Annotated in this window: 25 protein-coding genes; 14 read left to right on the plus strand and 11 right to left on the minus strand. The window is 61.9% G+C overall.

Translation table 11 applies throughout. The annotated features are described in order from the left end of the window. Nucleotides 1-296 precede the first annotated feature (296 nt). The 6 genes from VGG64_16030 to VGG64_16055 all read right to left on the minus strand — a co-directional run bounded on the left by VGG64_16030 (nt 297) and on the right by VGG64_16055 (nt 7,076). Nucleotides 297-1,220: a sugar phosphate isomerase/epimerase family protein gene (locus VGG64_16030; GenBank protein ID HEY1601112.1), complete on the minus strand. Its 924-nt coding sequence runs from the start codon at nt 1,218-1,220 to the stop codon at nt 297-299. A gap of 113 nt (nt 1,221-1,333) precedes the next feature. Then, on the minus strand, nt 1,334-2,293 hold the full coding sequence (locus VGG64_16035; protein HEY1601113.1) for a hypothetical protein: 960 nt from the start codon (nt 2,291-2,293) through the stop codon (nt 1,334-1,336). Nucleotides 2,294-2,393: 100 nt separating this feature from the next. Next, a complete protein-coding gene (locus VGG64_16040) occupies nt 2,394-3,059 on the minus strand; it encodes a hypothetical protein (GenBank protein HEY1601114.1) in 666 nt (221 codons plus the stop codon). A gap of 317 nt (nt 3,060-3,376) precedes the next feature. After that, nucleotides 3,377-3,775 (minus strand): hypothetical protein, encoded by a 399-nt coding sequence (locus tag VGG64_16045; protein ID HEY1601115.1) that lies wholly within the window; start codon nt 3,773-3,775, stop codon nt 3,377-3,379. Between the two features lie 515 nt (nt 3,776-4,290). After that, nucleotides 4,291-4,938 carry a hypothetical protein gene (locus VGG64_16050; protein HEY1601116.1) on the minus strand — a complete coding sequence of 216 codons (648 nt, stop codon included), beginning with the start codon at nt 4,936-4,938 and terminating at the stop codon, nt 4,291-4,293. A gap of 134 nt (nt 4,939-5,072) precedes the next feature. Beyond that, complete coding sequence (locus VGG64_16055) at nt 5,073-7,076, minus strand: M28 family peptidase (protein ID HEY1601117.1); 2,004 nt, start codon at nt 7,074-7,076, stop codon at nt 5,073-5,075. Nucleotides 7,077-7,603: 527 nt separating this feature from the next. Here VGG64_16055 and VGG64_16060 point away from each other — a divergent pair. Together VGG64_16060 and VGG64_16065 are read left to right on the plus strand one after the other, a co-directional pair. Beyond that, nucleotides 7,604-8,092, plus strand: a complete 489-nt coding sequence (locus tag VGG64_16060) for a hypothetical protein (protein ID HEY1601118.1) — start codon at nt 7,604-7,606, stop codon at nt 8,090-8,092. Between the two features lie 237 nt (nt 8,093-8,329). Further along, nucleotides 8,330-10,090: an ATP-binding protein gene (locus tag VGG64_16065; GenBank protein ID HEY1601119.1), complete on the plus strand. Its 1,761-nt coding sequence runs from the start codon at nt 8,330-8,332 to the stop codon at nt 10,088-10,090. Nucleotides 10,091-10,135: 45 nt separating this feature from the next. Here the strand turns inward: VGG64_16065 and VGG64_16070 are convergent, their stop codons facing one another. Then, a complete protein-coding gene (locus VGG64_16070; GenBank protein ID HEY1601120.1) occupies nt 10,136-10,807 on the minus strand; it encodes an MBL fold metallo-hydrolase in 672 nt (223 codons plus the stop codon). 394 nt (nt 10,808-11,201) lie between these two features. Between VGG64_16070 and VGG64_16075 the strand changes: the two genes are divergently transcribed. Next, nucleotides 11,202-12,563, plus strand: coding sequence for a DUF1571 domain-containing protein (locus tag VGG64_16075; protein ID HEY1601121.1), 1,362 nt, complete (start codon nt 11,202-11,204; stop codon nt 12,561-12,563). Between the two features lie 538 nt (nt 12,564-13,101). On the opposite strand, the gene VGG64_16080 is transcribed toward VGG64_16075, so the two are convergent. The 3 genes from VGG64_16080 to VGG64_16090 all read right to left on the minus strand — a co-directional run bounded on the left by VGG64_16080 (nt 13,102) and on the right by VGG64_16090 (nt 16,943). Beyond that, nucleotides 13,102-14,700, minus strand: a complete 1,599-nt coding sequence (locus VGG64_16080; GenBank protein HEY1601122.1) for a LysM peptidoglycan-binding domain-containing protein — start codon at nt 14,698-14,700, stop codon at nt 13,102-13,104. 62 nt (nt 14,701-14,762) lie between these two features. After that, a complete protein-coding gene (gene rsmH / locus VGG64_16085; protein ID HEY1601123.1) occupies nt 14,763-15,644 on the minus strand; it encodes a 16S rRNA (cytosine(1402)-N(4))-methyltransferase RsmH in 882 nt (293 codons plus the stop codon). Nucleotides 15,645-15,749: 105 nt separating this feature from the next. Continuing rightward, nucleotides 15,750-16,943: a glycosyltransferase gene (locus VGG64_16090; protein HEY1601124.1), complete on the minus strand. Its 1,194-nt coding sequence runs from the start codon at nt 16,941-16,943 to the stop codon at nt 15,750-15,752. A gap of 164 nt (nt 16,944-17,107) precedes the next feature. Here VGG64_16090 and queA point away from each other — a divergent pair, with 164 nt between their 5' ends. The 8 genes from queA to VGG64_16130 all read left to right on the plus strand — a co-directional run bounded on the left by queA (nt 17,108) and on the right by VGG64_16130 (nt 23,038). After that, nucleotides 17,108-18,154: a tRNA preQ1(34) S-adenosylmethionine ribosyltransferase-isomerase QueA gene (queA, locus tag VGG64_16095; GenBank protein ID HEY1601125.1), complete on the plus strand. Its 1,047-nt coding sequence runs from the start codon at nt 17,108-17,110 to the stop codon at nt 18,152-18,154. 77 nt (nt 18,155-18,231) lie between these two features. After that, complete coding sequence (locus tag VGG64_16100; protein ID HEY1601126.1) at nt 18,232-18,612, plus strand: glyoxalase superfamily protein; 381 nt, start codon at nt 18,232-18,234, stop codon at nt 18,610-18,612. Nucleotides 18,613-18,877: 265 nt separating this feature from the next. Then, complete coding sequence (locus tag VGG64_16105; GenBank protein ID HEY1601127.1) at nt 18,878-19,072, plus strand: hypothetical protein; 195 nt, start codon at nt 18,878-18,880, stop codon at nt 19,070-19,072. A gap of 244 nt (nt 19,073-19,316) precedes the next feature. Then, entirely contained in the window at nt 19,317-19,943 is a 627-nt protein-coding gene (locus tag VGG64_16110; GenBank protein ID HEY1601128.1) for a phosphoesterase, read from the plus strand. A gap of 12 nt (nt 19,944-19,955) precedes the next feature. After that, nucleotides 19,956-20,237, plus strand: coding sequence for a hypothetical protein (locus VGG64_16115; GenBank protein HEY1601129.1), 282 nt, complete (start codon nt 19,956-19,958; stop codon nt 20,235-20,237). 114 nt (nt 20,238-20,351) lie between these two features. Continuing rightward, nucleotides 20,352-21,542, plus strand: a complete 1,191-nt coding sequence (locus VGG64_16120) for an aminotransferase class V-fold PLP-dependent enzyme (protein ID HEY1601130.1) — start codon at nt 20,352-20,354, stop codon at nt 21,540-21,542. A gap of 133 nt (nt 21,543-21,675) precedes the next feature. Beyond that, nucleotides 21,676-22,410, plus strand: coding sequence for an SHD1 domain-containing protein (locus VGG64_16125; GenBank protein ID HEY1601131.1), 735 nt, complete (start codon nt 21,676-21,678; stop codon nt 22,408-22,410). A gap of 295 nt (nt 22,411-22,705) precedes the next feature. Continuing rightward, nucleotides 22,706-23,038, plus strand: a complete 333-nt coding sequence (locus VGG64_16130; GenBank protein HEY1601132.1) for an iron-sulfur cluster assembly accessory protein — start codon at nt 22,706-22,708, stop codon at nt 23,036-23,038. Between the two features lie 140 nt (nt 23,039-23,178). Here the strand turns inward: VGG64_16130 and VGG64_16135 are convergent, their stop codons facing one another. Then, nucleotides 23,179-23,442 (minus strand): hypothetical protein, encoded by a 264-nt coding sequence (locus VGG64_16135; GenBank protein ID HEY1601133.1) that lies wholly within the window; start codon nt 23,440-23,442, stop codon nt 23,179-23,181. Nucleotides 23,443-23,626: 184 nt separating this feature from the next. On the opposite strand from VGG64_16135, the gene VGG64_16140 reads away from it, so the two are divergent. From VGG64_16140 to VGG64_16150, 3 genes are all read left to right on the plus strand, one after another. Beyond that, complete coding sequence (locus tag VGG64_16140) at nt 23,627-24,343, plus strand: hypothetical protein (protein HEY1601134.1); 717 nt, start codon at nt 23,627-23,629, stop codon at nt 24,341-24,343. A gap of 234 nt (nt 24,344-24,577) precedes the next feature. Beyond that, nucleotides 24,578-24,856, plus strand: a complete 279-nt coding sequence (locus VGG64_16145) for a hypothetical protein (protein ID HEY1601135.1) — start codon at nt 24,578-24,580, stop codon at nt 24,854-24,856. Between the two features lie 461 nt (nt 24,857-25,317). Then, a partial coding sequence (locus tag VGG64_16150) for an alpha/beta fold hydrolase (protein HEY1601136.1) occupies nt 25,318-26,216 on the plus strand: 899 nt, incomplete at its 3' end.

The raw sequence follows: 26,216 nt of genomic DNA on the forward strand, positions 1-26,216 counted from the left end.
CGCCATTTCACGCAACAAACGACTGCTCGGATCAGCCCTCCGCTCGCGCAGCAACGAAGCGCAAGCCCGTGAATGCCTGCTCCGCGTCCTGACCCACAACTTAATGATCCTCACTTAATTCCATCAGTTTTCAACAGAGCATGACGACTTCAAAGCCGCCACTCTCTTTCTCTGTGGCCCTCTGAGACCTCGGCGGCAAATTCCGTCGGCGCAGCTGACACATTCGTTTGGCCACGGAGGGCACCGAGGTCACGGAGGATGAATTCCGTACAGTGCGCTCTGTCGACATGGGGTTTTTAACCCAGGAACGCATTGCGCATCTGGTCGACGTAGCGGCGGCATTCGGCCACGGGTTCGCCGGGCTCTTCGAATTCCAGCACGATGTAGCCGCGATAGCCTGAATCGTTGAGGATCTTGGCCAGGCGCTGCATGTCGGCCGGTTGGCGCTGGCCGCCGGCTGGATGAATCGAAACTTTCACCTGCACGTTCACAGCGTACGGCGCCAACTTCGCCAGGTCCGCATACGGATCGGCCGTGTTGAAATTGCCCGTGTCCAGGTTGACCGCGAACCAGGGGCTCTTCACGTCGTGGACCAACGACAGTAGCCCCTCGGCCGTAGCCGTCAGCCCGCCGTGATTCTCCAGGGCCAGGTACACGCCATTCTGGCCGGCATATTGGCAACACTCTTCGATTCCGCCCACGGCCAAGCGATGGGCATCCTCGACGCTCGTTCCCTTGGGTGCGTGCCCCGAAAAGATGCGGATCACCGGCGCGCCCAGAATCGCGGCATTGTCGATCCACTTCTTAACGCTAGCAATCTGCTCGTCTCGCTTCGGCCCCGGTGGCACGCAAAAATCATTGCCCACGGCCGTGCCTGAAATGTCCAATCCCAGGTCGAACGCCAACTGCTTCAAATGGCGCAAGTAGTCGGGCGTGGCATCAGGAGGAAAGTAGTACGACGTCAGCTCGGTTCCTTCGAGCTGCAGTTTCGCGCAATCGGTGATGAAATCTTCGAGCGATAGCTTGGGCGGCTTGGCGGTGAGCAAGTCGCGGTAGCTATAGGCGGCCAGGCTGAATTTAAACTTCGGCCCGCCCGTGCGGCGGATCGGCTCGATGGCCTGCGCGCGGGGTAGTCGCGGCCGGGCGGCTAGCAACCCCGCTCCTGCGGCGGCTATCGCAGCGGATCGCAAAAAATCGCGGCGGAGCAGGCGATCATTCATCGTTGCGGTCTCTCGGGAAGGTGTGCTGGCTGCGGCGCGAACGGCGGCTCGACGCGAACCATCTGACGACGGATGCCGTGCGGCGCGCGGCTAAGAATATGCCAGGGCGGTGGTTATTCTACGAACCGCGACAGGCCGCAACAACCAAGCAGCGTCCGCATCGATCCCGGCAAAATAAAGGCCAGACCTGCCACCACCATCATCACGGCCAAGGGAACCAGGCCTGTCACCACGGCCATCGGAGCCCACACCAATACGCCCAGCGAGACCATCAGCGGCGCGGCCCAGCGGTTCCAGGCCAACACGATAAAGGCCCCCTCGAACAGCACGAAGCTGTGCGTCCAGAGGTTGACCAACCACGGGTGGGCGTACATCCAGGTGAGATCCGTCAGGGCCGAATCGCGTCGTCCGGCCAGCCACCACATGGCCGTGCCATCCCACCAGGTGTTCTCGTTGAGCTGCGCGAGCAGCATCATCAGGTACACGATCGTCAGATGAATCTGGATCAGCCGCGTGGCAACCGTCGTCGGCCAACTCGGAGACGGTAGCGGACTTGCCTCGCCTGAACGCGTTTTGCGACGCGCCAACATCCGATCGAGCGACAGGTAAGCACCGGCCGGCGCCAGGCATAGATAAAACAGGACGAACGTCAGCACCGGTTCCATCTCGGATGTGACCACGTACGAGCGATGGAAGTACGACAATACGACAACCAGTGACAGTATCGAAGTCACACGCGTGAACAGACCAAGCGTGAATAGCGCCAGCACAGCCAATCCGGCCAAATGTCCGGCCCACAGCCGCGAGGGCGTATCGAGCACGTTCAAGTACGAGAAACCGTAGTAATCGCCACGCAGGCCGCGCACGCTGTCGGCAGCCAGCAGTCCGTCGGCGCCAAACAGCAATTCCAGATCGGGCGTGTAGGTGGCGATCGTATACAGCGCGATCAGCCCGGCCAGGATTCGCATGACCGACAAGGTGAGCGCGTCAGACGGTGTGAACCAAAAGCGGTTCCACGCCTGGGCGAATCGCTCGGTGAGCTCGCGAAAATAGTCGTTAACGACCGTGAGCATCTGACATTTCGTCCTTCGTGCAGCAATCGTACAAGGAGAGAGCCACGAACCGCGATCGCGCCCCCGATCAAGCCGGGCCGACGACCGTGCCGGTCGGCAATTATTGGTCTTTGGGGGGCGGGGCCGTGTCGCGGGCCGATTCCTTCTTCAGCAACTCGACTTTGTCACCCGACAAGAACGCGTGTGCGTCATAAGCATCGCGGACGCCAGGATCACGCTTGGCGTCTGGCTGAAAATCGGCCATCGCCGGCGGCGTCAGCTGGCCGCGACAGCGCAGGTCGAGACTTTTCGCGTCATATGACCGGAGCAATCCGCCGGCAATCGATTGGGCCAGAAAATTAAGCGGCTCGGCATCATCGGCGGCAAATTCCGCCAGTCGCGTGGCCAGCTTCTGATATCGATGAAAACGCTGATGAGGACTCATCTCGGCGTTGGGAAAAGTTACGGTCTCAGTCGAGCCATCGGCCCGCTTGATCGTGGCCTCGATCCTGTAGTCGATATCCAGCTCGCCGCCGGGTTCATTGCCGCGCGTGAAGTAATAGGTGTAGGGGAGGTCCATGCCCAAGGCTTGTCGATATTGGCGCAGTCCGCTCAGTTGTCCCAGCTCCGACTCGAGCTGCGAGGGGACCTCGTTCGAGACAATTCCCACGACCAGTGCGAACAGGTGGATGAACACCAGAAAGCTAACCACGGTGCGGGTCAGCTCCGAGGGCTGGCCGACGTCGGTGGTCGCGCCGGGAGTGGTGCTGGAAGTACTGTGGGCCATGCGAGAAGCCGCCATGTCCTGACCGCGGCGTCCAGAAGGTAACAGAGAGCGCGCCGGTTGCGACGCTAGCATATTGAAAAGATCGGACGGCCGGGGTCGTGGCTGGAATAAATCCCCGAGGTTCGCTCGTTTGCCCGACCGGCGCAAAAAACAAACCGGGCCTCCCGCAAAATTGCGCGAGGCCCGGTGTTGAGAATCCGTTTCTTTTTGCGCCCGGCCAATCTTATCGATTGGCGACAGGCGTTTTACGGCGCCGTCCGCCTAGGCCACGAAGGACTTGGCTGGACTCATTCCACCTTGGACGGCAAGTCCGCTAACTAGGCAGCAGCGGGAGCCGGGGGAGGAGTCTCGGCCGGAGCGTCAGCGGCCGGGGCACTGCCCGAGCAACCACCACCGCAAGCCGGAGCCGAGCAACCACCACCATTGCAACCACCACCATTGCAGCCGCCATTGCAACCATTGCAACGGTGCTTGTGGCGATGGAACAAGCCACCGCAGTGCTTGCGATGACCGCAGCAAGCCGAAGCCGAGCAGCCACCGCCGCACGAGTCGGCAGCAGCCGAGCAACCACCGTCACAACCACCACCACTGCAGGCACAGCCGTTGCATCCGCGATGATGGCGGAAACCGGCCGAAGCCTTCTTGTCGGCGCCCACGAGGGCAATGCCGACTACCGCGAAAAACATCGCGATGCCGAAGAACAATGCACGATTCATTCTAGACTCCTCCCACTAAACAGGTACCGTACCGAAAGGGATTTACCCAACCATTGCCGTCCAGCTCTGTTTCCATCCCCATCCTGACGGCCTACAAATGGGGCGGGTGACCTTCGGTCAACTGTTCCATGTACCTAAAACTGCCCGCGCGGCTCTCGCGCGGAAGGACATGCCGGTTAAATGCAACGAACCCGGCGTAATAGGCTAGGTCGGTTAAGTTAACACTGACGATTTCGTTGTCAAGGACCAAAACGGTAGGATGGACAGAGGCGGGGCTTTGGGCAGTGCTGCGAAAATCGTCTGTGGAACTATAGACCACAGCAAATGGAATGCTGGGAAAAGTAGGAAGAATTTGCTGCCCCTGCGTGAAGCGCAAAGAAATGCCCGGCAAATCACGCCTAAAGGCTGGCCGCAAAAGAGATTATGCGGCGCGTGACAAGCCTCTCGTCGAGACTGAAAAAATCAGAAAGTCTCGCTCTACCCGGGCAAACGGACCGTTCGAGGCTAGCCCAGTGTTATTGTCGCAGAACATTGCCATCGGTCCGTTTTTGGGCCTTCGTAGCCGCTGGTGCCGGCGATGTAGGCGCCGCGGGCGCTGCTTGCGCCGTCGGAGTCGCTGCAGCTCGTTCGCGTCGATTCATCTCTTCTTCCGCCATTTGCTGCTGACGCATCATCTCTTCGGGCTTCTCGAAGTCGAGCAATAGCGGCGGCTCGCCCGGGAAGATCGTCGTGGCCATCCCCGCGATACGCCAACCCGGATCGTCGCGTCGTAGAGCCCAGATGATGTCATCGCTGTGGGGCTGACCGTCGTCGCCGATGTCAGTCCACTTGCTCTGAACGTGTGCCAGTTCGTCCTTCAGCACGTACTCGACGTCGCCCACTTCGAACTTGGCCGTTTCGCTTCCCTTGGGAGCGACCACCAGGTCGTGCTTTTGCGTTTCTTGCCGCGCGACTTCGGTCAGCATCTTCGACGCCTCGGCATCGTTGCCTGTGCGCACTGCTTCGAGGAACTGGCGAACGACCTGCTCTGGCTTCATGTCGGCTGGGCCCTGCGGCGCCGTATTGGCAGTGGCCGACGGACCAGCAGCATCGCCCGAACCGCAACCCGTAGCGGCAACCAAGCACATGGCCAGCAAGGCGAACAAAACGCGACGACGTTCCATGTCGAAGATCTCCGTCCCTGAAGTCTGCGCGCTGCCGACGTCATCATGGTCGGCCTTGGATGGGCGCGAGGCAAAGTTTCTCAAGAACCAAGCGACCGGTCAAGATGAGACAGCCGGCGATCGTGGCCCAAACTCTAGCGCGGCGCTGCTAGCGTTACTTCGAGACGGACTTCGGCACCGTCGCGCTCGACAATCACCGGCACCTTATCGCCGGCCTTGTACTTCCGCAGCGCACTGTCGAAATCCTCCAGGCTGCCGATTTTGCTCTCGCCCAGCTTAATAATGTTGTCCCCCCCCTTCATGCCCCCCTTGTCGGCCGGACCGTCCTTGCTGACACCGCTAATGGCGTAGCCGGCTCGCTCCTGACCGAAATCAGGAATGCTGCCAAAGTAAGGGCGGTCGCCCCCCTCCCCGCCACCGCCGCCGCTGGGCGGACTGGCCTTCTCGACAAAAGTCGGTCGCATGTCGGCTTCGGCGATGGCCACCGCGGTATCGGCCACCATTTCTGCCACGCGACGCATGCCCGGGACGTTGATTTTTTCCACGTCGTCGCTGGGCCGGTGATAGTCGCTGTGCAACCCGGTGAAAAAGTGCATGACCGGGATCTTGTGCAGATAGAACGACGAGTGGTCGCTGGGTCCGGTGCCGCCATCTTTCTTTGTCAGATCGAAGCCGAAGCCCTCGTTCAAGCGGTCGATCACCGCCACAAATTCGCTGGCGGTGTCCAGACCCTGGATAATCAGCTTTTCGTCCTTTAGCCGGCCCACCATGTCCATATTCAGCATGGCCACGGTCTTGTCCAAGGGAAAAAGAGGCTCGCGGCAGTAGCGGGCACTGCCGATCAGCCCGCGCTCTTCGCCGGTGAAGGCGATGAAAACCACGCGGCGTGGGAGCCTTTTCTCGCGAGTGGACAACAACCGTGCGACTTCGACGAGCACGGCGGTGCCCGACCCGTTGTCGTCGGCGCCGTTATGTATTTCTTTCTTGCCGATCACAAACGACCCCTCGCCGCCGAATCCCAAATGATCGTAATGGGCGCCAATCACGATGGTCTCGTCGGCGTGCGGACCTTCTCCTTCCAGCACGGCCACGACGTTTTTGACTTCGACGTCACGGCGAATGACCTCGATTTCTCCCACCAATCGCCAGGCGGGGATCTCGCGGCTGTGCGGCATGGGCCCTTTGTCGATCTGCTGTTCCAAAGCCGATAGATCGGTGTCGAGCGTGGCTTTGAGAATGCGATCGATCACCGCCCGCCGGCAGTGCAGCACCGGGATGCGCGACGCTTCGTTGCCGCCCGGAACCTGAAACTTCATCAGCGGGTCGAGCGCGGCCCCCAGCTTCTTGGTCTGGTCGTTGACCTTGTCGGCCAGTTCGTCGATCTTGGTGCGGTATTCGTCAACTTTCGCCAGAGTCGGCCGTTCGATCTTCTTGAACTCGTCATGGGCCTTGTTCAGTTCGTCGAGGGCTTCGTCCAGTTGCTTGCGACGCGTCTCGATCTCTTTGCGAATCGCCACTTCGTCGGTGCAAAAAATGACGGCCGCGGCACCATGCTCGTAGGCGTTCGACACCTTGCGCCACATCGGCGCCAGCTGCGAATCGCGTGTGCCGGCGAAGGCGCTGTGCGGGTTGTCCTGCTGCGGCTCGTGCCGCAAGATGACCACGGCTTTGCCTTCGACATCGATTCCCGCGTAGTCGTCATACCCCTCGTCCTTGCCGGTTATGCCATACCCGGCGAACACCACAGGCAAGTCCAGCTTGCCCGACCCGCCCAACGATAGGGGGATGAAGTCTTCTCCGCTCTTAAGCTCGATCGCCTCGGGCTTGTCTGCGGTCGTGGTTTTGAACGTGAGTTGATTGTGCTCACCCAACGACACACCCGCGTTCATCTTGAACTTCTGAAAGGGGGTGCCTTCGTAGAGGGCCGTGTTTAGTCCCAGCGCGGCAAACTGCGCGGCCAAAAACTCGGCGGCCTTGTCGATACCGGCCGTGCCGACCCCTCGCCCTTCGAGCTCGTCGGCCGCCAGAAAACCGATCGCATCCGCCAGGCGCTTTTCGCTGCTAGCGGCACTCTCGGCGTCTGCCCCGTGTGACGTTACGGCCGACAGCGCCACGCCGAGCAGGCAGACTGTCGTCACCACGCTCCGGCGGCCAGTTTGCAGCGAACGAACCAGCGAAGGCGTCCTGCCAGGTCCCGATTCCGCAAGCGAACCTCTATTCCTTGTCGCACTGGGCATTTTGGGCAACCTTGTGTTGTTCGTGGCTTACAAACGCGAGCGAGACAGGCAGTTTAGGGACAGATTTCCTACGCCGCGGCAATTTTACTGTTCTCTCTATGTGCCGCAGCGAGTTAGTCGGTTCCTGGCCGTCGTGCAGATTAAAACTAGGAACGAGGCCCAGCCGGCGGGTAGGGGTCAGGATTACTGTGGGTGAGAGTGCGGCGCGTATCTAGTGAAATTCTCAGTGGTTGCGCGCTGCGCGTCAAGCGCCCCGCAGCGGCAATGAGGTTCGCCGCGACCGTGTAGGATCGTCGTAAAGCGAGGCCCCCCATCGAGGACGCCAACCCGGAGAAATCGATTTTGACACGCGCGGGTGTCGCCGCTATGCTTCCGACCCTTCCCAAAGGGCTGCGGTCACAACGACTCGGTAAGCCGTCGAGTGCGTCGTGACAAAAAAGAAAGCTTGTTTGGGCGCGGGGGGGTTAGCGGACGCCAACGGCAGCGGCCACATGCGCTTCTTTACAAGCGCGCCGACACGGAGACGCTTCTTGGTCCCCCGCTATAGCGTGCTCATCGTCGATCCGATGGAAGAAACGCACGAAGTTTTGCGCACCGCGCTCGAACCGCGCGGCGTGCGCATCTTTGCCACCGGCGAGCCAGCGCAGGGCCTGGTCATGGCCCGCCGCTACGTTCCGCACTTAATTGTGCTGGATGCCGAGCAACTGGCCACCGTCGCCACCAGTGTGGCCGACGAGTTCGCCACCCAATCGCGCGAAAGCGCGACGCCCGTCCTTTTAATCGGCGGACGGGCTCCACTCTCGGGGAGCAGCCCCCCCGGTCAGTTCGTCCGCAAACCCTACCACTACGGTCCTCTGATCCGTAAAATCGAGGAGTTGCTGGCGAGCTCCCAGCAATCGGTCGCTCGAGCCGCCTGACACGTGGCGTGGGACCGCGGTTTCGTCATCGCCCCATGTCTTTGATCGTACGCTTCTTCGCGGCGCGCCACGGTGGGCCGACCATGTTCGGCGCAGGGTGCGTGCCAGCGTTCGACGGCGATCAATCGTCCGGCGTCATACGCCTGGGATGATTCAACAGACTTGCGGCACGCCGTACCGCGCGGACCCAACAGGTCCCTCAGTGGCCGCCGCTTCCGACGGTCATGGAGTCGCGCCGTGTCTTCTCTGTTCGTCTTCCGAGGCAACGACCAAGGATTGCGCTTCGCGCTGTCCGAGGAGGTCATTGGCCTCGGCCGCGACACCTGCAACCAGATCCAGGTACACGACACCGAAGTTTCGCGCCGCCACGCCGAACTGCGCCGTAGCGGCGATACCTACTTGCTCGCCGATTTGGACAGTTCCAACGGCACATTCGTCAACGGGCAGCGCGTAAAGACACACGCCCTGGTCAGCGGCGACCAGATGCAGGTGGGCGGCACGCAGCTGCTGTTTACGGCCACGGTCGGGGACGCCGAAAGTGGCGTCGCCCGCAAGATCGATATCATCACGCGGCAGCAATCGGACGATCGCTCGCGGATCATCCGCGCCATGAGTCCCGAGGCGAGCGGACTGCTGTTCGACGCCGAGGCCGATATTCCGCAGAACATGCGGCTGGCCCATGGCGGCAGCAACCTGCAAATCATCTACCGCACGGCGCTGGCCGTCAGCCATACGCTAGACATCGACCAGCTGCTGGATCGCATCATGCGGCTGATCTTCGATTGGGTCGAAGCCGACCGCGGCTGCATCATGCTCACCGACCCGGCCACCAAGAAGCTGACCCCCAAGGTGCGGCATAATCGCCAGGGCACCAGCGGCAACGACCGCATCGCGATCAGCCAGACGATCCTCGACTATTGCATGCAGCACAACGAGGGGGTGCTGACCAGCGACGCCCGCGAGGACGAACGCTGGAATCCCGGCGCCAGCATCGTGCGGGCCGGCGTCCGCGAAGCGATCTGCGTTCCGCTCGGTGGCCGCTACGGCGTGGTGGGCGTGATCTACATCGACACGCTGTCGTCCCCCAAGCAGGTCAGTCAGCGCGGCAACGCCAATAAATTCAATGACGAACATTTGAAACTGATGATCGCCGTCGCCCATCAGGCCGCGTTGGCCGTAGAGGATACGCAATATTATTCGGCGATGGTGCAGGCCGAGCGGTTGGCCGCCGTCGGTCAGACGATCGCCACGCTCGCGCACGACATCAAGAACATTTTGCAAGGCATTCGCGCCGGCAGCTTCCTGATCAAGGACGGCCTCTCGCGCCACAACGAAACGATGGTCGGCAAGGGTTGGGAGTTCGTCGAACGCAACCAGGAAAAGATCTCGAACCTGGTGATGGACATGCTCACGTTCAGCAAGGAACGCGAGCCGGAGCTGGTGCCGGCCGATTTGAACCAGGTGGTAGGCGAGGTCGTGGAACTGATGCGGGCCCGCGCGCAGGACAAGCACGTCGAACTGGTGTGGCGGCCGGCCGCGGATTTTCCCACGTTGACGTTCGACCCGGACGGCGTGCATCGCGCGGTGCTGAATGTCACCTCGAACGCCATCGACGCCTGCGCCGCAGCGGCCGATGCCGACGACGAATCGACCGACGAAGCGGCTGAGGAGCCGGCCCCGCAACGTCAGCCCCGCGTGGTCGTTTCCACGTCGTACGATGCCGCCGAAAACCTCGCGCGGATCGCCGTCGAAGACAACGGCGTAGGCATTCCACCCGAGGAATTGCAAAACATCTTCTCGCTATTCGTGTCGCACAAGGGAAGCCGCGGCACGGGCCTGGGGCTACCGGTGAGCGAGAAGATCATGAAAGAACACGGCGGCCGCATCATGGTCGATAGCCAGGTGGGCCACGGCAGCCGCTTCACGCTGGAACTGCCCGCCGTCCTACCCGACGCCGTAAGGCCAACCACGGCGCTCGAGTTTCCCCCGCGCGATTAAGGCCCTCGGCAGACTAGCAACGTCTGAATGCCGATTGCTGGCGCCTTACCCCCGCCAGCCGCCGGGGCGGCCCACGTAGGGGTTGTCTTCTTTTTCATCTCCTACGGTCGTGGCCGGGCCATGGCCGGGAAAGACGATCGTGTCGTCGGGCAACGTGAACAAGTGCTGGTGAATGCCCGCGGCCAGCGCCTCGAAACTTCCATCGGGAAAATCGGTGCGGCCAATGCTGCCGGCGAACAGCACGTCGCCGCCAAAAACATACTGCGGAGTGGCATCGCGGGCGATGAAGACCATGTGCCCGGAAGAGTGCCCCGGAATCGTGCGTGCTTCCAGCACGAAGCCGGCCGCACGAAAGACCTCGCCTTCTTCCAGCGTGACGTCGGCGGGCGGACTGGTGAGCGGCGCGCCGAAGTGTTCCGAGAGGTTCAACCTGGCGCTCGTCAGCTTGGGAGCCTCTTCGCGGCCGATCACGATGGGGCAGTCGGGCCAGCGTTCTTTCATCGCCACGTTCCCCACGATGTGATCCGCATGGCCATGCGTGATCAAAAAGGCTGCTGGCACAAGTTGGTTTTCTGCGAGGTACTCGAATATTTTTTCTGGCTCGAACCCGGGATCGATCACCAAACAGTCGTCGCGTCCTTCAAAATGCGCGATGTACGAGTTTTCGGCGAATGGGGCAGATACTATTGTGGCGATAGCAGGTTGCAATTGTGGCACTCGATCTTCCCTCGAAAGCGGCTGGGATCGTATAGTTCGCCCAGAGATCAGAGGCACCGCCCGAAATGGGTCGGTGCCGGTCGACGGCGCACGGTGGCGTCGACGACTTGCGGCATTGTAAATTCCGCCACAGCGATTGGCGATAAGTACCCATGACAGCAGATGGTCCGGGTAGCGCGCTTTGGCAGTAAATCTTAGCAGGAATCTGTTGGGCGCCAGCCTTTTAGGTAAAGCCCCGGCCGCAGTCGACAGGCAATAGATCGCGGAGCGGCATGGCAGTTGCTTCCGGTGGTCTGAACTTGCGGCCAGTACGGGGCACGAATCGCGCGAACGAAACCAAACATCAGGCGCGGCGCCGCAAAGATCGCCACCGCGACCGAAAGGAGTCGGTTTGATGGCATTCAGGACACATCGTTGGACGTGTTGGGCCGCAGGCTTTCTCACAGCACTGGGTGCCCGCTCGGCCAACGCTCAGGTCTACAGCCAGGCGCCTGCCCCCGCAGGGCAATACGCCGCTCCTCAATACAACAACGGCGCCCCGCAGTACCCCGCGGCGCAGTATCCCGCCGCGCAATACCAACGGCAGCCGGTCGTGCGCCAGCAGTCGCCGCAGCAGCCGGCCTACCCGCAGAGTCAGGGCCAGCCTGCAGCTTATCCGCAGTACCAGGCACAGCCGGCGACCCCTGGGTATCAGGATCCTACGGCCGGAAATCCGCAGTATCAGAATCCGAATCAACCCGGCGCCTACGGCTCTCAGCCGGCCCGCCAGCAGTTGCCCCCCAATCGCGCCGCCGCGACGACGCCTTATGCGGGCGCAGCCCAAGGCCAGATGCAGGCTCCCGGCGCCGCGACATATCCGGGTGCTAGCAATCAACAGCCGCGCGGAGGTGTGCGTCCGGTGCAATTCGAGCAGCCGCTCGACGCACAACAATCCGCGGTTCCGCCGCAACAAGCGGCCCCGAGCGACCCGCCTGGCTTCCGCGCCACGGAAGTATCGACCGCGGCGATTCCGGGCAATGTGCCCGCCAACGTCGCAGGCGCTGAAGGGCAGGCGGCCCCAGAGCATCCGTTGCTGCCGGCCCTGCGGTGGGCCAAGCAGGGCTTAGAAGAATTCAGCAAGGTGCAGGATTACTCCTGCACGCTGGTCAAGCGCGAGCGCATCGACGGCACCCTGGGCGAACACGAATACATCTTCGTCAAGGTGCGGCACCAGCCATTTAGCGTCTACACGTACTTCCTTGGCCCGGCACGCGTCAAAGGGCAAGAAGCCATCTTTGTCGACGGTCAGAACGGCAACAGCCTGTTGGCCCACGGCAACGGCATCAAGCATCGCCTGATTGGCACCGTGTCGCTCAAGCCGACCAGCACCCTGGCCATGAGTGGCAATCGTTACCCGATCACCGAGATGGGCATGCGTCGGCTGTTGGAGCGCTTGCTCGAGATCGGCGGCAATGACGTGAAGTACGGCGAGTGCAGCGTGAAGTTCATCCAGGGCGCCAAGGTGCAGAATCGCACCTGCACCTGCATCCAAGTCGAACACCCGGTGCCCCGACGCAACTTCCTATTCCACCTGGCACGCATCTATGTCGACGACCAGATGCAGTTGCCGATCCGCTACGAAGCGTACGATTGGCCGGCCCCAGGCACGAACCAGCCGCAACTGAACGAGGAATACACTTTCCTCAACGTGAAGGTCAACAACGGCTTCACCGACGCCGACTTCAGCACCGAGAACCCCAGCTACGGGTTCAAATAGTCGGCCTGCCGGCCGCTGTTAACAAGTGGCCAGCCAATTATCAGATCAATCACGAACGGGCTGACGGAAACGTCAGTCCGTTTTCGTTTTGCGCCTCGTGCGACACTCGCCACTGAAATGCGGCGATCGCTCACGGATCTTGGCCGCTATGCATAACGAATAGCAAGACGCTCGGGATTATCCGCAGAGAACGTAGATTACGCCGACAAGAAAGAACAAGACACTCTTCATCGCAGCTTCCTCGCGTTCTCGGTGGCCCTCTGTGGTCTCTGTGGCAGGAATTCTCGTCTGCATCGGACGAAAACGAGTTGCCACCGACGGCACCGAGTTCACAGAGAAGTGATGGGGACGAGTTCTATTCGGCCGGATGAGACGGCGCTTGCGATGGCAGGCGTGTCGTGCAAGCATGCGCGAAGAACGTTCGGCAGTGGTGTGCCGACTTCACTTCGCTAGCCGCATCCACTGCTGATCGCGTTTCCGTTTGACACTAATGGCTCGGTGGCGGCCGATCTTTTTGCCACGCCACGCTCGATGCATGCTAACGCGGGAAGGGCGTGCCGGGTCGCGTGGTTAGGGCATCCGGTTCGCTGGTCACAGCGTCGGGCAACATCAGCTTCGTGCCGGGGGCGATGTAGTTGTAGTCGGTTCCCAGCTGGCCGCGATTCAGATCGTAGATCTCGGCCCAACGCGAGGCCTTGCCCAGCTCGTAGCGGGCAATGTCGAACAGTGTGTCCCCCTCCTCGACAACGTACACGCGCCCGCCACGCAGGTTGCCGTGGGCGCTGGCCGGCATCATCCGGCCGGTGCCTGCGCCGCGTTGCTTCGGGCACAGGTCGGGGTACTTCTGTTGCAGCGTCTCGACGGGCGGCACCAGAATCTTTTCACCGATTTCCAGCCCATCGGCCTGATTGCCCGGCTTGCGGTTGTGTCGCTGCACGGCCTTGAAGTAGCCGCCGGTGCCGTAGACCTTCTGCGAGATCGTCCAAAAGCTGTCGTTCGGTTCCACCGTGTACGTGCCATCGGCCGTAGGCGTATGCGTGGGCTGATGGTGGTGGCTCATGATGTCATCGCGCGGCGCGGCAAATTCCGAGGCTGGCGCATCGAGATCGTTCATCGCGCCGCTCGGCGGCGGAGTTCTTCCGTGCTGCGGCGTGCGCTGTTCTTGCAACTCGCGCTCTAGCTCGCTTTCGTGCGGTGCGGGGGCGGCACCGGCTGCGTTCCAATCGTGATCGGGAACCGCGTGCAACGGGGTATGCTCGGCCGAAGGAGCCGCGCGCGGTCCGTCCTCGCCCGGCAGTGGTGGGGGCGCGGTTCGGCCTCCGGCGGCGTAACGATCGCGAACCTGACCGCGGCCGTAGGGAGAATTGCGCGGCTCGGCCAGCGTCGGTTCCTTGGCGCCGGCCGGTTGTACAATGCTGGGGCCCGCGTCGGGATGTGGTTGCAACTCGACTCCGGCTTCGGACTCGGCGATGAGCGGTCCGCCGTTCTGCGGCGGTTCAGCAGGCAGTTCGCTAGCTGAAAACGGTTCGGCAGGCACTGCGTCGAACGGGGTGGCTTCGGTGGCGGCCGTCGTTTCGATCGGCTGGTCCGCGTGGTCGCCCCCCGCCGGCATGGCGGCAAACGGCGGCGCTTCGTCAGCTGGCAGCTGCGCGGCGGCGTCTTGTTCCGGCGTTTGCGCTTGATGGTCGAAAGGATTGACCGGTTGTTCGGCGCCGGCCGCCTCGTGAGATTCTTCGGCTGCGCCGCCAGTAGGCGGTGCTTCGGCCGGCATGGCCGGCTCTTGCTGCTCAGCGTAACGATTGTCATTCCACAGCGGCGTCCGGGCGGTGGCGTCTGGTTGCGCGGCCAGGTGAATCGGCTGCGCGGCGGGTTCACCCGCCGGGCCCGCACTGGCCGCGTCGGCCTGCGGTTCTTCGGCAGGCGCCGCACTGTCGGCCTGGGCCACTTCCGCGCCGCCCCAGGGGAAACCAGGAGAACCGAGCTTCACGTACAAGGCCGTCGCCAGCAGTGCCAGCAACAAGCCCAAGAGCGACAGGCCGAAGCGAACTTCCTTGGCCAGTTCAGCGGCGGCAGCCGGGTCCGGCGCTTCGATTTCATCCGAGCCCAGACCATCGTGGTCTTTCAGATCTTCTGTCATGTGCCTTGTTCTCCATAACTTGGCAGGATTCGGCTTCTGCAGCCGGGCTGTTCGGCCGTCTGCTAGCGTCGCACCGCAATGCGCAGTTTGGCGCTGCGCGAACGAGGGTTATGTGCTGTCTCTTGTTCGCTTGCTCGCAAAGGCTTTTTGGTGCGCGACTCGTAACGTGGATCATCGCGAAACGATTCTTTCACCCGCCGATCCTCCAGCGAGTGAAAGCTAATCACCGCCAGCCGGCCCCCCTGCACCAGGCAATCGGGCATGGTCGCCAGCGCTTGATCAAGCGCGCCTAGTTCGTCGTTGACCGCAATCCGCAATGCTTGAAACGTTCGCGTGGCCGGATCGATCCTGCGCGTGTCTGCCGATCGTGGCACTGCGCGGCGGACAATCTCGGCCAGTTGTGTTGCTGTTTCGATACGTTGCTGCTGACGATGTTCCACGATCCGCCGGGCAATGCGCCTGCTGAATCGTTCCTCGCCCAATTGGTAGATCAGATCGGCCAGCGCCGTCTCACGCAAGCGGTTCACCAGCGCCGCGGCCGGTTCTCCCTCGTTCGGATCAAATCGCAAATCCAACGGACCATCCGCCTCGAAGCTGAAACCGCGCTCGCGGTCGGCCAACTGATCGCTCGACAATCCCAGGTCGAGCAATATGCCGTTCACCGGGGGCGCTCCCAATTCTGCCAACACGCTGACCAAATCACGATAGTTTGCTAGCACCACGCTGACCGGCAGCGCTGCCACGCTTTGCTGCCCGGCCGACACCGCGGCCGGATCGCGATCGAGCGCGATCACGCGACCCGCCGGGGCTACGCGTTCGGCCAACGCTCGCGCATGTCCGCCTCCTCCCATCGTTCCATCGACGAAGACCTGGCCCGGCTGCGGATCCAAACCCTGCAGGACCTCGCTGAGCATCACGGAAATGTGCTCAGAGCGCGGCGGCATGAGTCTCCTCGGGGCAACTGAGAAAAGGGCGCATACAATGACCGGCTTCGACCGGTACGTCAAGCTAGATCCACACGCCCCACGGCACCAGGCCCGCCCAGTTCCCTAGCCCTGATCGGACGAATCTCGCGGGCCAGCCAGCGATCGATACAGCTGCGCATAGGCTTCGATCATATGATCCAGCGTAAACCGCTCGGCCACACGTTGCCGATTGCGGGTCCCTAGTTGCGCTGCTAGCTGGGGATCTTTGACCAGAGCCTGCAGCTTTGCGTTCCAACCGACGGCGTCGCCGACGGCCACCACTTGCGCATCGGCGTCGGGGCCCAGCAGCTCGCGCACTCCCTGCACGTCTGTTGCCAGCACGGGGAGGCTGCTAGCCATCGCTTCGAGAATGACGTTCGGCATGCCTTCCCACAGCGAGGGAAGCACCAGCAGGCGGCTGGCGGCAAGAATGCGCGGCACGTCGCCGCGCCAACCCACAAAATGCACCCGGCCCTCGAGCTGGCGCGTACGAACCAGGTCGGCCAGCGGTGCGCGCAGCGGGCCATCGCCGACCAAGAGCAAATCGTGATCCGCAGCGGCTGCCAGCCAGGACGAGGCATTGTCCAACAACCACTCCAAGCCTTTTTGCGGATCGAGCCGTCCTACATAGGTGATCCATTGCCGTCCGGACGGAATGCCCAGCTCGTCGGCCGCGATCGGTGCAGCGCCGTCGTAGGGCGAAAGATCTACGCCGTTCGGTATGACGACCAGCTTGTTGGTGGGCAGGCCCCCCTCTGTACATGAAAATTCGGCCACTGAATGACTGACGCAGACGTGCCGCTCGACCAATCGCTCGGTCCAGCGATCGACGCTTAATCGCCAGCGGCCACGTTGCTCGGCTACGCGGATGCCTGAGACGACATGCGGCACGCCCGCCGGCCAAGCCGCTAACCGGCCCACTATGTTGGCATGAAATAATGACGTTTGCAGAATATCGGGCCGCCACGCTTTCCATTGGGCCACGAGGTATCTCACGACGCGCAACGCATCACGGGCGCCACGCGCCTGCAGCGCCTGCACCGGAATTAAGGCCTCGTGCAATGCCGGTATCAGCGAGCGTGCCGGACCAGCAGAGGGCGCCGCCAAACTCCACACGCGCACGTCGAACGCGCGGCGATCGAGCCGCCGGGCTAATTCCACCAGCGCACGCTCGGCCCCGCCCACGTCCAGATCGGTAATCAACAGCGCGACGCGAAGTCTTTCTCCGGCAAGCGAAGAAGAAGGGGCGGCCGTGCGGGCGGGGTTTGTCGGATTCACGGTCGCCATCTGCTCGCGGTGTGGCCGTCGGCCCAAGGTATGCACGCCCTGATCTCACCCATCGACGCGCGCGGTGCGCGCCGTATACTCGATTCTAGGGCATGCAATGAGTTTCGCGAGCGATCGAGCGGGGCTATTTAGCGGTCAAATTCCAGAATTTCCGTATGTCTGAGCTATCGCGATACGATTACGAACTGCCGCGCGACCTGATCTCGCAACGTCCGCTGTCGCAACGATCCGACGCAAGGTTGATGATCGTCGATCGGTCGGTAGGAACACTCTCACACGCCTATGTGCGCGACTTGCCCGAAGTGCTGCGGGCGCCGGATTGCGTCGTGGTAAACGAAACCTTGGTGGTGCCAGCCCGCCTGGTGGGCAAGCGCGCTCTGACGGGCGGTGCCTGGGAAGGGCTGTTTCTGACCAGCGAGTCCGCGCGTCATTGGCGGCTGCTGGCCAAAACCCGCGGCAAACCGGTCGTGGGCGAGACGATCATGCTGACGAACAACGTGGGGCGTGACGACATTTCGCTGCGCCTGGTCGAGCGGCTGCCCGGCGGCGTGTGGGTTGTCGAGCCCGAGAGCGACGAGCCGACATTCGATTTGCTGGCCCGCGTGGGGCGCGTGCCGCTACCGCACTACATTCGCGGCGGCGAAATGACGGACGACGATCGGCAATCGTATCAAACGGTCTACGCGCGGCAGGCCGGCTCGGTCGCTGCGCCCACGGCGGGTCTGCATTTCAGCCAGCCGCTGCTCGCCCGGCTGGAAGAGTCAGGCGTGCGCATTTGCCGGCTGGTGCTGCATGTGGGCCTGGATACGTTTCGCCCGATCGCGGTCGACGCGCTTGATGAACACGCCATGCACAGCGAACGGGGCGAGGTGGATGCCGACGCGGTGGAGACGATTCGCGCCGCCCGCGCCGCAGGTGGACGAATCGTGGCCGTGGGAACCACCACCACCCGCGTGCTGGAAACCGCCGCACAAACGGGCGAGCTGCAACCGTGGAGCGGTTCGACCGATCTTTTCATCCGCCCGTCTTACAAGTTTCGCGCCATTGACGCGTTGATGACGAACTTTCATCTACCGCGCACGACGTTGCTGGTGCTGGTGCGCACGTTCGGCGGCGAAGAGCTGGTCATGCGCGCCTATGAGGAAGCCATCCGCGAACGCTACCGCTTCTATAGCTATGGCGATGCCATGTTGATCCTGTAAGAAGTGCGACGCACTGCGCGCGTTCGATGCCGATCGCACACCACGCGTCTTCGACGCGGCAAAAAGGAGCCGACAAAGTGTCTCAGCAGGTCGTGCCCGCACTGCGGATTACCAGTTACGAGCGCAGCAAGAAGTTTTATGTCGACGGGCTGGGCTTTCAGATTAATTGGGAACACCGCTACGAACCAAACTTTCCGGTCTTCATGTCGGTATCGCGCGATTGCTTGGAATTCTTCCTGACCGAGCACGCGGGCGATTGCCAGCCGGGTGGGCTGATTCACCTGTACGTTCCCGACGTCGACGCCTGGCACGCCGAACTTGTCGGCCGCGGCGTACCGATCAAAGCGCCCCCCAGCGAGACGATCAAGGGACTGCGCGACATGACAGTTATGGACCCGGACGGCAACGCAATCCGCATCTGCACGCGACTTGCGCCGCGCCGCGAATCTCTAAAGTGAGCGATCCACGCCAAAGGAGCCGCTGACCATGCGCGGACCGCGACTGCAAACTGAACGGAAACTCTCGTTCCGGTTGATCGGCCGTCCGCGGTAGAATGCCGTGATGTCCACGACGCCCCCCGCGCGCCGCCGCTGGTTCCAGTTCGGACTGGGCGCGATTTTGATAGTGATCGCCTTGACGGCCTGCTGTCTGGCATGGCTCAGGGCAGAGTTGAACTTCATACGACACCGTCACGCGGCTCGTGAACGTGCGAGTAGAGTTTTCATGGCTCGCGAGGCCGTACTAGTGGGACAGGAACGCCCACAAATCCCGGTCTGGCGCACCATGCTCGGCGACGAGGCCGTTACATGCCTGTGGGTGAAGGCGGACACATCCGACGAAGAATCAGCGCGAACGATTGCCCTGTTCCCCGAGGCTCAGGTACGCTGCCCGCCACATTGGACAAAGGTAACACCATGAAATCTCTGTTGATCATTCTCTCGTTCCGTTGACTGGCCCGCAAAACGTATTACTACCCGTCTTAGCCTCGGTGTGACACCGCTCGCCAGCATTGCTAGCGCCGCGTATACTGGGCCTGACACTGGCTCGGTCGCTCGCCAGGGCGCCGGACATTGCCCTGCACCGCTGGCACGGTGTCGAGTCGCCGCAGGATCTTCACGGCTGATCCGCATGGCCAAGGCTTTGCAACACGAAAGGAATCACCATGGTCGAAGTTTCTACAGAGCATGTGTTGGTCGTGCCCACGGAGTTGTTCCATAGCTTGGGACATTTTCAGGGCTTCTCGCGCGACACGAACCGCTACCTCGACGAGCTGTTGAAGCCGGCCCACATCAGCTACCGTCCGCGCGGGCAGATGGAAGAAGACCCGTCGTTCAAGCAGTTGATTCCTTATTGCGTGTTTCGCCATGTCGACCCGGCCGGCCGGGTCACAGTGTTCGCCTATACGCGCGGCAAGGGGCAAGGCGAAGGGCGCCTGCGCAGTAAACGCAGCGTCGGCATCGGCGGCCATATTTCGTCGGACGATCATCAGGCCGGCACCGGCAATGTCTATCAAGAAGGGTTGCGCCGCGAGCTCGAGGAAGAAGTCTTCATCGAATCCGCCTACACCGAACAGTGCGTCGGCCTGATCAACGACGATGAGACGCCGGTCGGACAGGTGCATCTGGGCGTGGTTCATCTCTTCGACGTCGAAGAGCCCTGCGTCCGTCCGCGCGAAAGCGAGCTCGTCGAATGCGGCTTCCATCCGGTCGACCAACTACTGGCCGATTTGAGCGGCTTTGAAACCTGGTCGCAAATCTGCCTGAAAGCCTTGTTCGGCCGCGCTGATTGACCGAGAAGTGCCATGACGCCAGGCAAATCCCGCTGGCAGATTCGCCTGGGTACGGCCTTGGTCGTCATGACCACTTTGGCGTGCTCTTTCGCCAGCTGGCGGGCCGCGACTCAGACGGACGAAGCAATACTGGCGGAAGTGGCCTATTGCCTGATCGGGTTCTCGTGCGGATTCGCGATCGGTGAAATCTCGTCACGGACCTACCGAGGCGCCTGTGTCGGCGGGCTCTTGGGCATCGTGATCCTCTTCGCTGTCCCCTGTTTCTGGCCGCTCTTTAGACCATTTATTAACTGACGTCACGCCTGCGCTGCGCCAACGGCGTCCCCCGCATTAGTCCCCGCCCCGGGGCAGGGCTAGAATTAAGTGGTATGCGGAGTGCATTGTTAGGCCTGGGATGACTTGCCGCCGATGCTCGAATTGCCAATCTATATGGACAACCACGCCACGACGCGCGTCGATCCGCGCGTCGTGCAGGCGATGTTGCCCTACCTAACGGATCACTACGGCAACCCCGGCAGCGTGAATCACTCCTTTGGCGCGCAGGCCAAGGAAGCGGTCGACGTGGCCCGCGCCGAAATCGCCGCGGCGATTGGCGCCGGCCCGCGCGACATTGTCTTTACAAGCGGAGCCACCGAGAGCAACAACCTGGCGCTGCGCGGCATCGCCGATCGAGTTCGCCGCCGCGGCAACCATCTGATCAGTGTCACCACCGAGCATAAGGCCGTGCTCGATCCGCTGGCGAGGCTCGCACGCCGCGGGTTCGAGGTCACGCTGCTACCGGTCGAACAGGCGGGCACCGATCGCGCAGGCTTACTAGACGTCGCACGCATCGCCGACGCGATTCGCCCCGATACGTTGTTGGTGTCGGTCATGATGGCCAATAACGAGATCGGCATCATCCAACCGCTGGCCGAGATCTCCGCGCTGTGCCGCGCGCGCGGGGCGCTGCTGCATTGCGACGCCACGCAGGCCGTGGGTAAGATGCCAGTCGACGTCGACACGTTGGGGGTCGACCTGATGAGTTTTAGCGCGCACAAGATATACGGACCTAAGGGTGTTGGCGCGCTGTATGTGCGTCGCCGCAACGCCGCCGCCCGGCTGCTACCCCAGATCGACGGCGGCGGGCAAGAAGGAGGCGTCCGCAGCGGCACGTTGAACGTGCCCGGCATCGTCGGCTTCGCCCGGGCACTCACGTTGTGCCTGGCAGAGATGCCGACCGAGCGCACGCGCTTGGCCGCGCTGCGCAATCGCCTTTTCGAGGGATTGTCGCAAAAGCTGGAAGGCGTGACGTTGAATGGCCCAGCGCTCGCGGACGAGCTCCGCCTGCCGGGCAATCTCAACGCCAGCTTCGCCTACGTCAATGGCGAAGCCCTGATGATGAGCATCCAGCATCTGGCAGTTAGCTCGGGCAGCGCCTGCACGTCGGCCAATCCCGAGCCGAGCCACGTCCTGCGGGCCCTGGGTCTGGACGAGGACCAGACGCGGGCCAGCCTGCGATTCGGCCTGGGGCGATTCAACTCCAGCGACGAAGTCGAATATGCCATCGACAGCGTGGCAGAATCGGTCGAGCGGCTGCGCAAGCTCAGCAGCCTGGCCTAAGCGGTCGCTCGCGCCACTCGCGCTGAAGGTTTCCCCCCGATCGTGTTTACCAAATAATTTGAAACCGCGTGCTTCAAACGCTAGCATCTACTCCCACTAGCGGGTTTCCGAACTTCTCAATGGGGGTAGAACGATGTGTCGCATCAGTTTGCTGGCTGTTGCTCTTCTTGTTGGTCTGTCGACGGTCAATGGTCGCGAATGGACAGACTCGACTGGCCAGTTCCACCGCGAGGCCGAGTTGACGGAGTACCGCGTCAACGAGGTCGTACTGAAAAAACAGAGTGGAGTATCGGTCGTCGTCCCGGTGGAAAGATTGAGTGTTGCCGACCGAGAATATCTCGGCAATTTTGCCCGTGAGACTCTGAATATCGATGAGCCGGCAAGCGGCGCCGAACCTGCTGTGTATGAAGATGGGCCCGCGGAATCGGCCGGTTCAAACAGCAAGGGGCGACCGAACGCTGCCCCAGTTGCGACCCTTGCCTCGTATGTGGAAGACGAGGAACTTGCCGCTCCGGAAGACGAAGCCGCGGCTGGGACGTACGCTTACAAACGGATCTTCAGCGGCTGCCGTTCGACCTTCCATCTTATCCATAACGGTGGGACTGGAGCATTCTGGCTGCGGCACCACAATGGTCATTGCCACCACTACCTGACGAACCTGAAAAGGGTCCCTCCGCCGCCGTTCGCATTGCCGGGTTACGTATTTTATAAAGTCATGGACCCTCCGGTCGCGGCACACGTCACGCATATTGCCCTGTTGGATCAGGAAACTCCTTGGTGCCAGCGCAACCCCGTCTGGATTCAACGGCCGGGCTCGAACTATTGGCACTTTTTCGAGTGGGACTATCGCGAGGTGCTGCATCCCTAATTCGGGCATGGCGGCCAAGCCGGAAGGGGATTCCAGCGGCGGCCCCTCAGGTGTCCGCCGTGCCGCCGACGTGAATCCGAACTCCGGGGCGAACGCCATCTCGACGACAATGTCAAGACAAGCTATTGATGGCTTTGGTCGCTACTAAGGCAAATGGGCCGGAAACGGCCCGTTTGCCTGTCGTGGCACGGGGAAAAGGCCGGTTTCAGGCGCTCTTCCCTTCCGGCGTTGGATTGTATAATTAAGACACATTCCGTTGCGAAAAACCCTTCCCTATCGGAGGCTTAGGACATTCATGGCTGTCATGCTCAGCGAAAAGGCCGCAAAAGAGGTCAAGCGGATCATCGAAGAACAAAAGCTCGGACCTGAGACCGTGCTGCGGGTAGGCGTCGCTGGCGGCGGCTGCAGTGGTTTCCAATACAGCCTCGGTTTCGACAAGGCCTTCGACGAGAAGATCGACTCGAAGTACGAGTATCACGGCGTGCCGGTCGTGGTCGACAAGAAGAGCGCTCTGTACCTCGACGGCACGACGGTCGACTTCTACGACGGTCTCGAGAAGCGCGGCTTCACGTTCGACAACCCGAACGCAGTGAAGAGCTGCGGCTGCGGCAGCTCGTTCCAGGCCTAGGCCAGGCGCGCGTCGACGAATAATTGTCGATTGCAAAAGAACGAACCATTCAACCACCCTCGTCTGGCCACGCGCCCGGCGAGGGTGGTTTTTTTGCGCGCGTGCAGGCCCACCGGTGTGCATCGCGGCCGTGGGCCGGGCTATTCCATGATCGGTACTGCGAGCATTACATACATAAATATTGCGGCAAACGCGATGACGGTGACTACCAGACCGCTGAATGCGCCGTGCGACGTCTTACCGAACAAGGCGCCAATCGCTCCGCCAAATGCTGCAGGCGCCATAAAGCAAATAAAGACCACCATGTCCGGATACTTAGGGAACAAGGTCAGCGACCGAACGCCAATCGCGGCGAAAGCAATGCTCCGCAGAAGCCGGATCGTATTGAACTGAAAAGTCATCACTTTCGCGCTGCTAACCGACGCCGCGGTTCCGGCGGGGAACCCCTTGTTGTCCCGATTCGGTGCTGCTACCCCACGATACCGGCCTGCCGGCTCGGGCAGTGCGTCAGGAAATGGCTTCCTGGGGCGTACTAATAGCAGAGCAAGCGGTGGCGATCCCGGAATTAATCCTACGCGGGTACATATGATGACCAGACGTACAACTGCCGTCGGCTTGATCCTGGTTCTGATTGCCATCCCTCGCGGCGCCAGCGCCGACATCGCCTTTGACAACGCCGCCAACGTCCCGGCGAACGGGATACAGAATTGGGTTGGCAACCTGGGACTGGATTTCATCGTTAGTAGCCTCGTCACCGTGACGCAATTAGGAGCGTTCGACAATGGTGACACGGCGAATTTAAGCGGCACTGTTGGCGCCGGGGTTACGGTCGGAATTTTCGACGTAACGTCCGGGCTTCTTGCGGCGCCGAGCTTGATCATCACGCCGTCCAGCGTGGGTTCACAGATCAATGGCGACTTCCTGGTCGATGTTACACCTTTCGATCTGTCGCCTGGAACCTACAGCATCGTGACGCTGAATGACGCGAACTATAACACCGGCTTTGGCTATGGCGTGCAGACAACCATGAACGACGGCGGCGGGCTGTTGGATTTTTCTAGCAACCCGTCCTTAACCGCCCGCTGGGACACAGGGAGCGGATTTGAATTCCCAGTTTCCAGCGTGGCCAATCCGCATGGAGCAGATTCCGGCGAAGCGGTGCCCGTCCCTCGATTCGCCGCGGGCACGTTCGCCTTTCAAGCGGCCGCGACCGTGCCTGAACCTGCGTCGCTAGCGATGTGGGCTTCGATGATCGCGCTGGCCATGTGTGGACATTGTCGCAAATTCCGACCGCAGACCAGCTAGCCAGGGGCAAGCGAAACGGCGCGAAGTAGTATCTCCAGGACATTCGGCCGCTTGCGAATTCGGTTATCAAACGGCGACTTTGCGGTTCTCTCGCACTCCTGGTCCCGCTAGTTGTGGCGCCCTATCCGCCGCGACTACAATAGAACCTCGCACCGGGGCCGCCGCGCGTTCCGCCACTGTTGTCCCGGTGCGTCGCCATTCACTTTCGCACCGCACTTTCCCGCGAGGATTTCCATGACCGATAAGAACATCAACTACGAAGTGCTGCCGGCGGGGATGGCGATGGACGAAACCGACGTCAACCTGCGCAGCTACTTCAGCCGCATGTCGGACGAGAAGTTGACCGAGTACGACCAGCGCTGGACCGACGACCAGGTGATGGCCTGGGACGACAACTTCCGCGACGATGGCGCGCTGTTCCTGGTCTGCAGCGAGCGCGACGTCGAGATCGAGGAATATCGCCGCGTGCTGGCCGAGCATATCCGCTTCCGCTTCCACGGCGTCCCGAAGTAGGTCGGCCGCTGTCAGCGCTATCGCGCGGGCTGCCACGCGCCCGGGACCGCCTGCCGGGGTGCCATGTCCACGCACGCGTGGACATGCCTTCTAAATGGCCCGGCAACCAACTTGCGAAGACTTCAAACGACGAATTACACGAATGAAAGGCCATTCCTTCTTGTTCGTCTCAATTGTGTGATTCGGGGTCTCTGGTCCGCCGTCAGCGTTGTCGCACGTACCGCCGCACGCGGGACCGAACCTACCCCGCTCAATACGCACTTCCGTCATTTCTTACCCTGTATCCTCCGCCGCACGCCCAAAATAGCCCCGCGGGCAAAGCGGGCCGGTAGATTCTCGGCCAGGGTGCGGGCCTGCGACCCGCGTTGCGTGGCTTTCCACACTCGAGGCGGCGAGCGGCTACAATGGTCGCACGCGGTTCTTCATTTCCTGCCCGCCTGGTTTCGGCCCCGAGGTATTTCATGCATCGCCAACTTTGCCGTAGTCTGCGCCATGGCGTGCTGATTGTGCTGGTGATCGTCTCCAGTGGTTCGTGCCAGGACCAGGCGAGCAAGTTCACTCCTCCCGACGACATCTCGTTCCGCACAGCGACGATCACGAGCGAAGGGACGCGCCTGGCGGCCGAAGTCTTTGCGCCCAAGAACCCGGCGAGCGAAAAGCTTCCCACGATCATCATGTCGCATGGCTGGGGCGGGGTGGCGGCCGTGCTGCGCAACGACGCGGTGGAATTTGCCCGCGCGGGCTTTCTGGTGGTCACGTTCGATTATCGCGGCTGGGGGGCCAGCGATTCGCGCGTGATTCTCACCAGCCCGCAGCCACCCCGCACCAGCGACCGACGCTTCACGGCCGAAGTGCAAGAGATCCGCGAAGTGGTCGACCCGATCGATCAGACCACCGATCTAGCCAACACCGTCAATTGGGTTTACGGAGAGCCGCAGTGCGATCACGATCGCATCGGACTGTGGGGCAGCAGCTACTCCGGCGGGCATGTGCTGTATGTCGCCGCCCGCGATCCGCGCATCAAGGCCACGGTCAGCCAGGTGCCGGCCTGCGATTCGCGGTGGGTCGTGCTAGGAGACGCGGAAATCGCCAAGACCTACGACGAAGCCGCGCGGCGTGCCCACGGCGAACTCGGCTATCCGCCGCCGGGGGCGCGCGTGATCGGCAACCTCCGCGGCGCCCCGCTGCGCGAGAAGCTGATGCAATACGCACCGGTCGAAGACGTGGCACGCGCCAAGCAATGTGCCACTTTGTTCGTGCTGGCCGATAACGAAGAGCTGTTCGACAACAAGGCGCACGGCATCCTGGCCTACGAGCGCGCCACCGGACCGAAGAAGCTAGTCACGATCCCCGGCATCAC

This window comes from Pirellulales bacterium, from assembly GCA_036490175.1.
Taxonomy (GTDB): Bacteria; Planctomycetota; Planctomycetia; order Pirellulales; family JACPPG01; genus JACPPG01.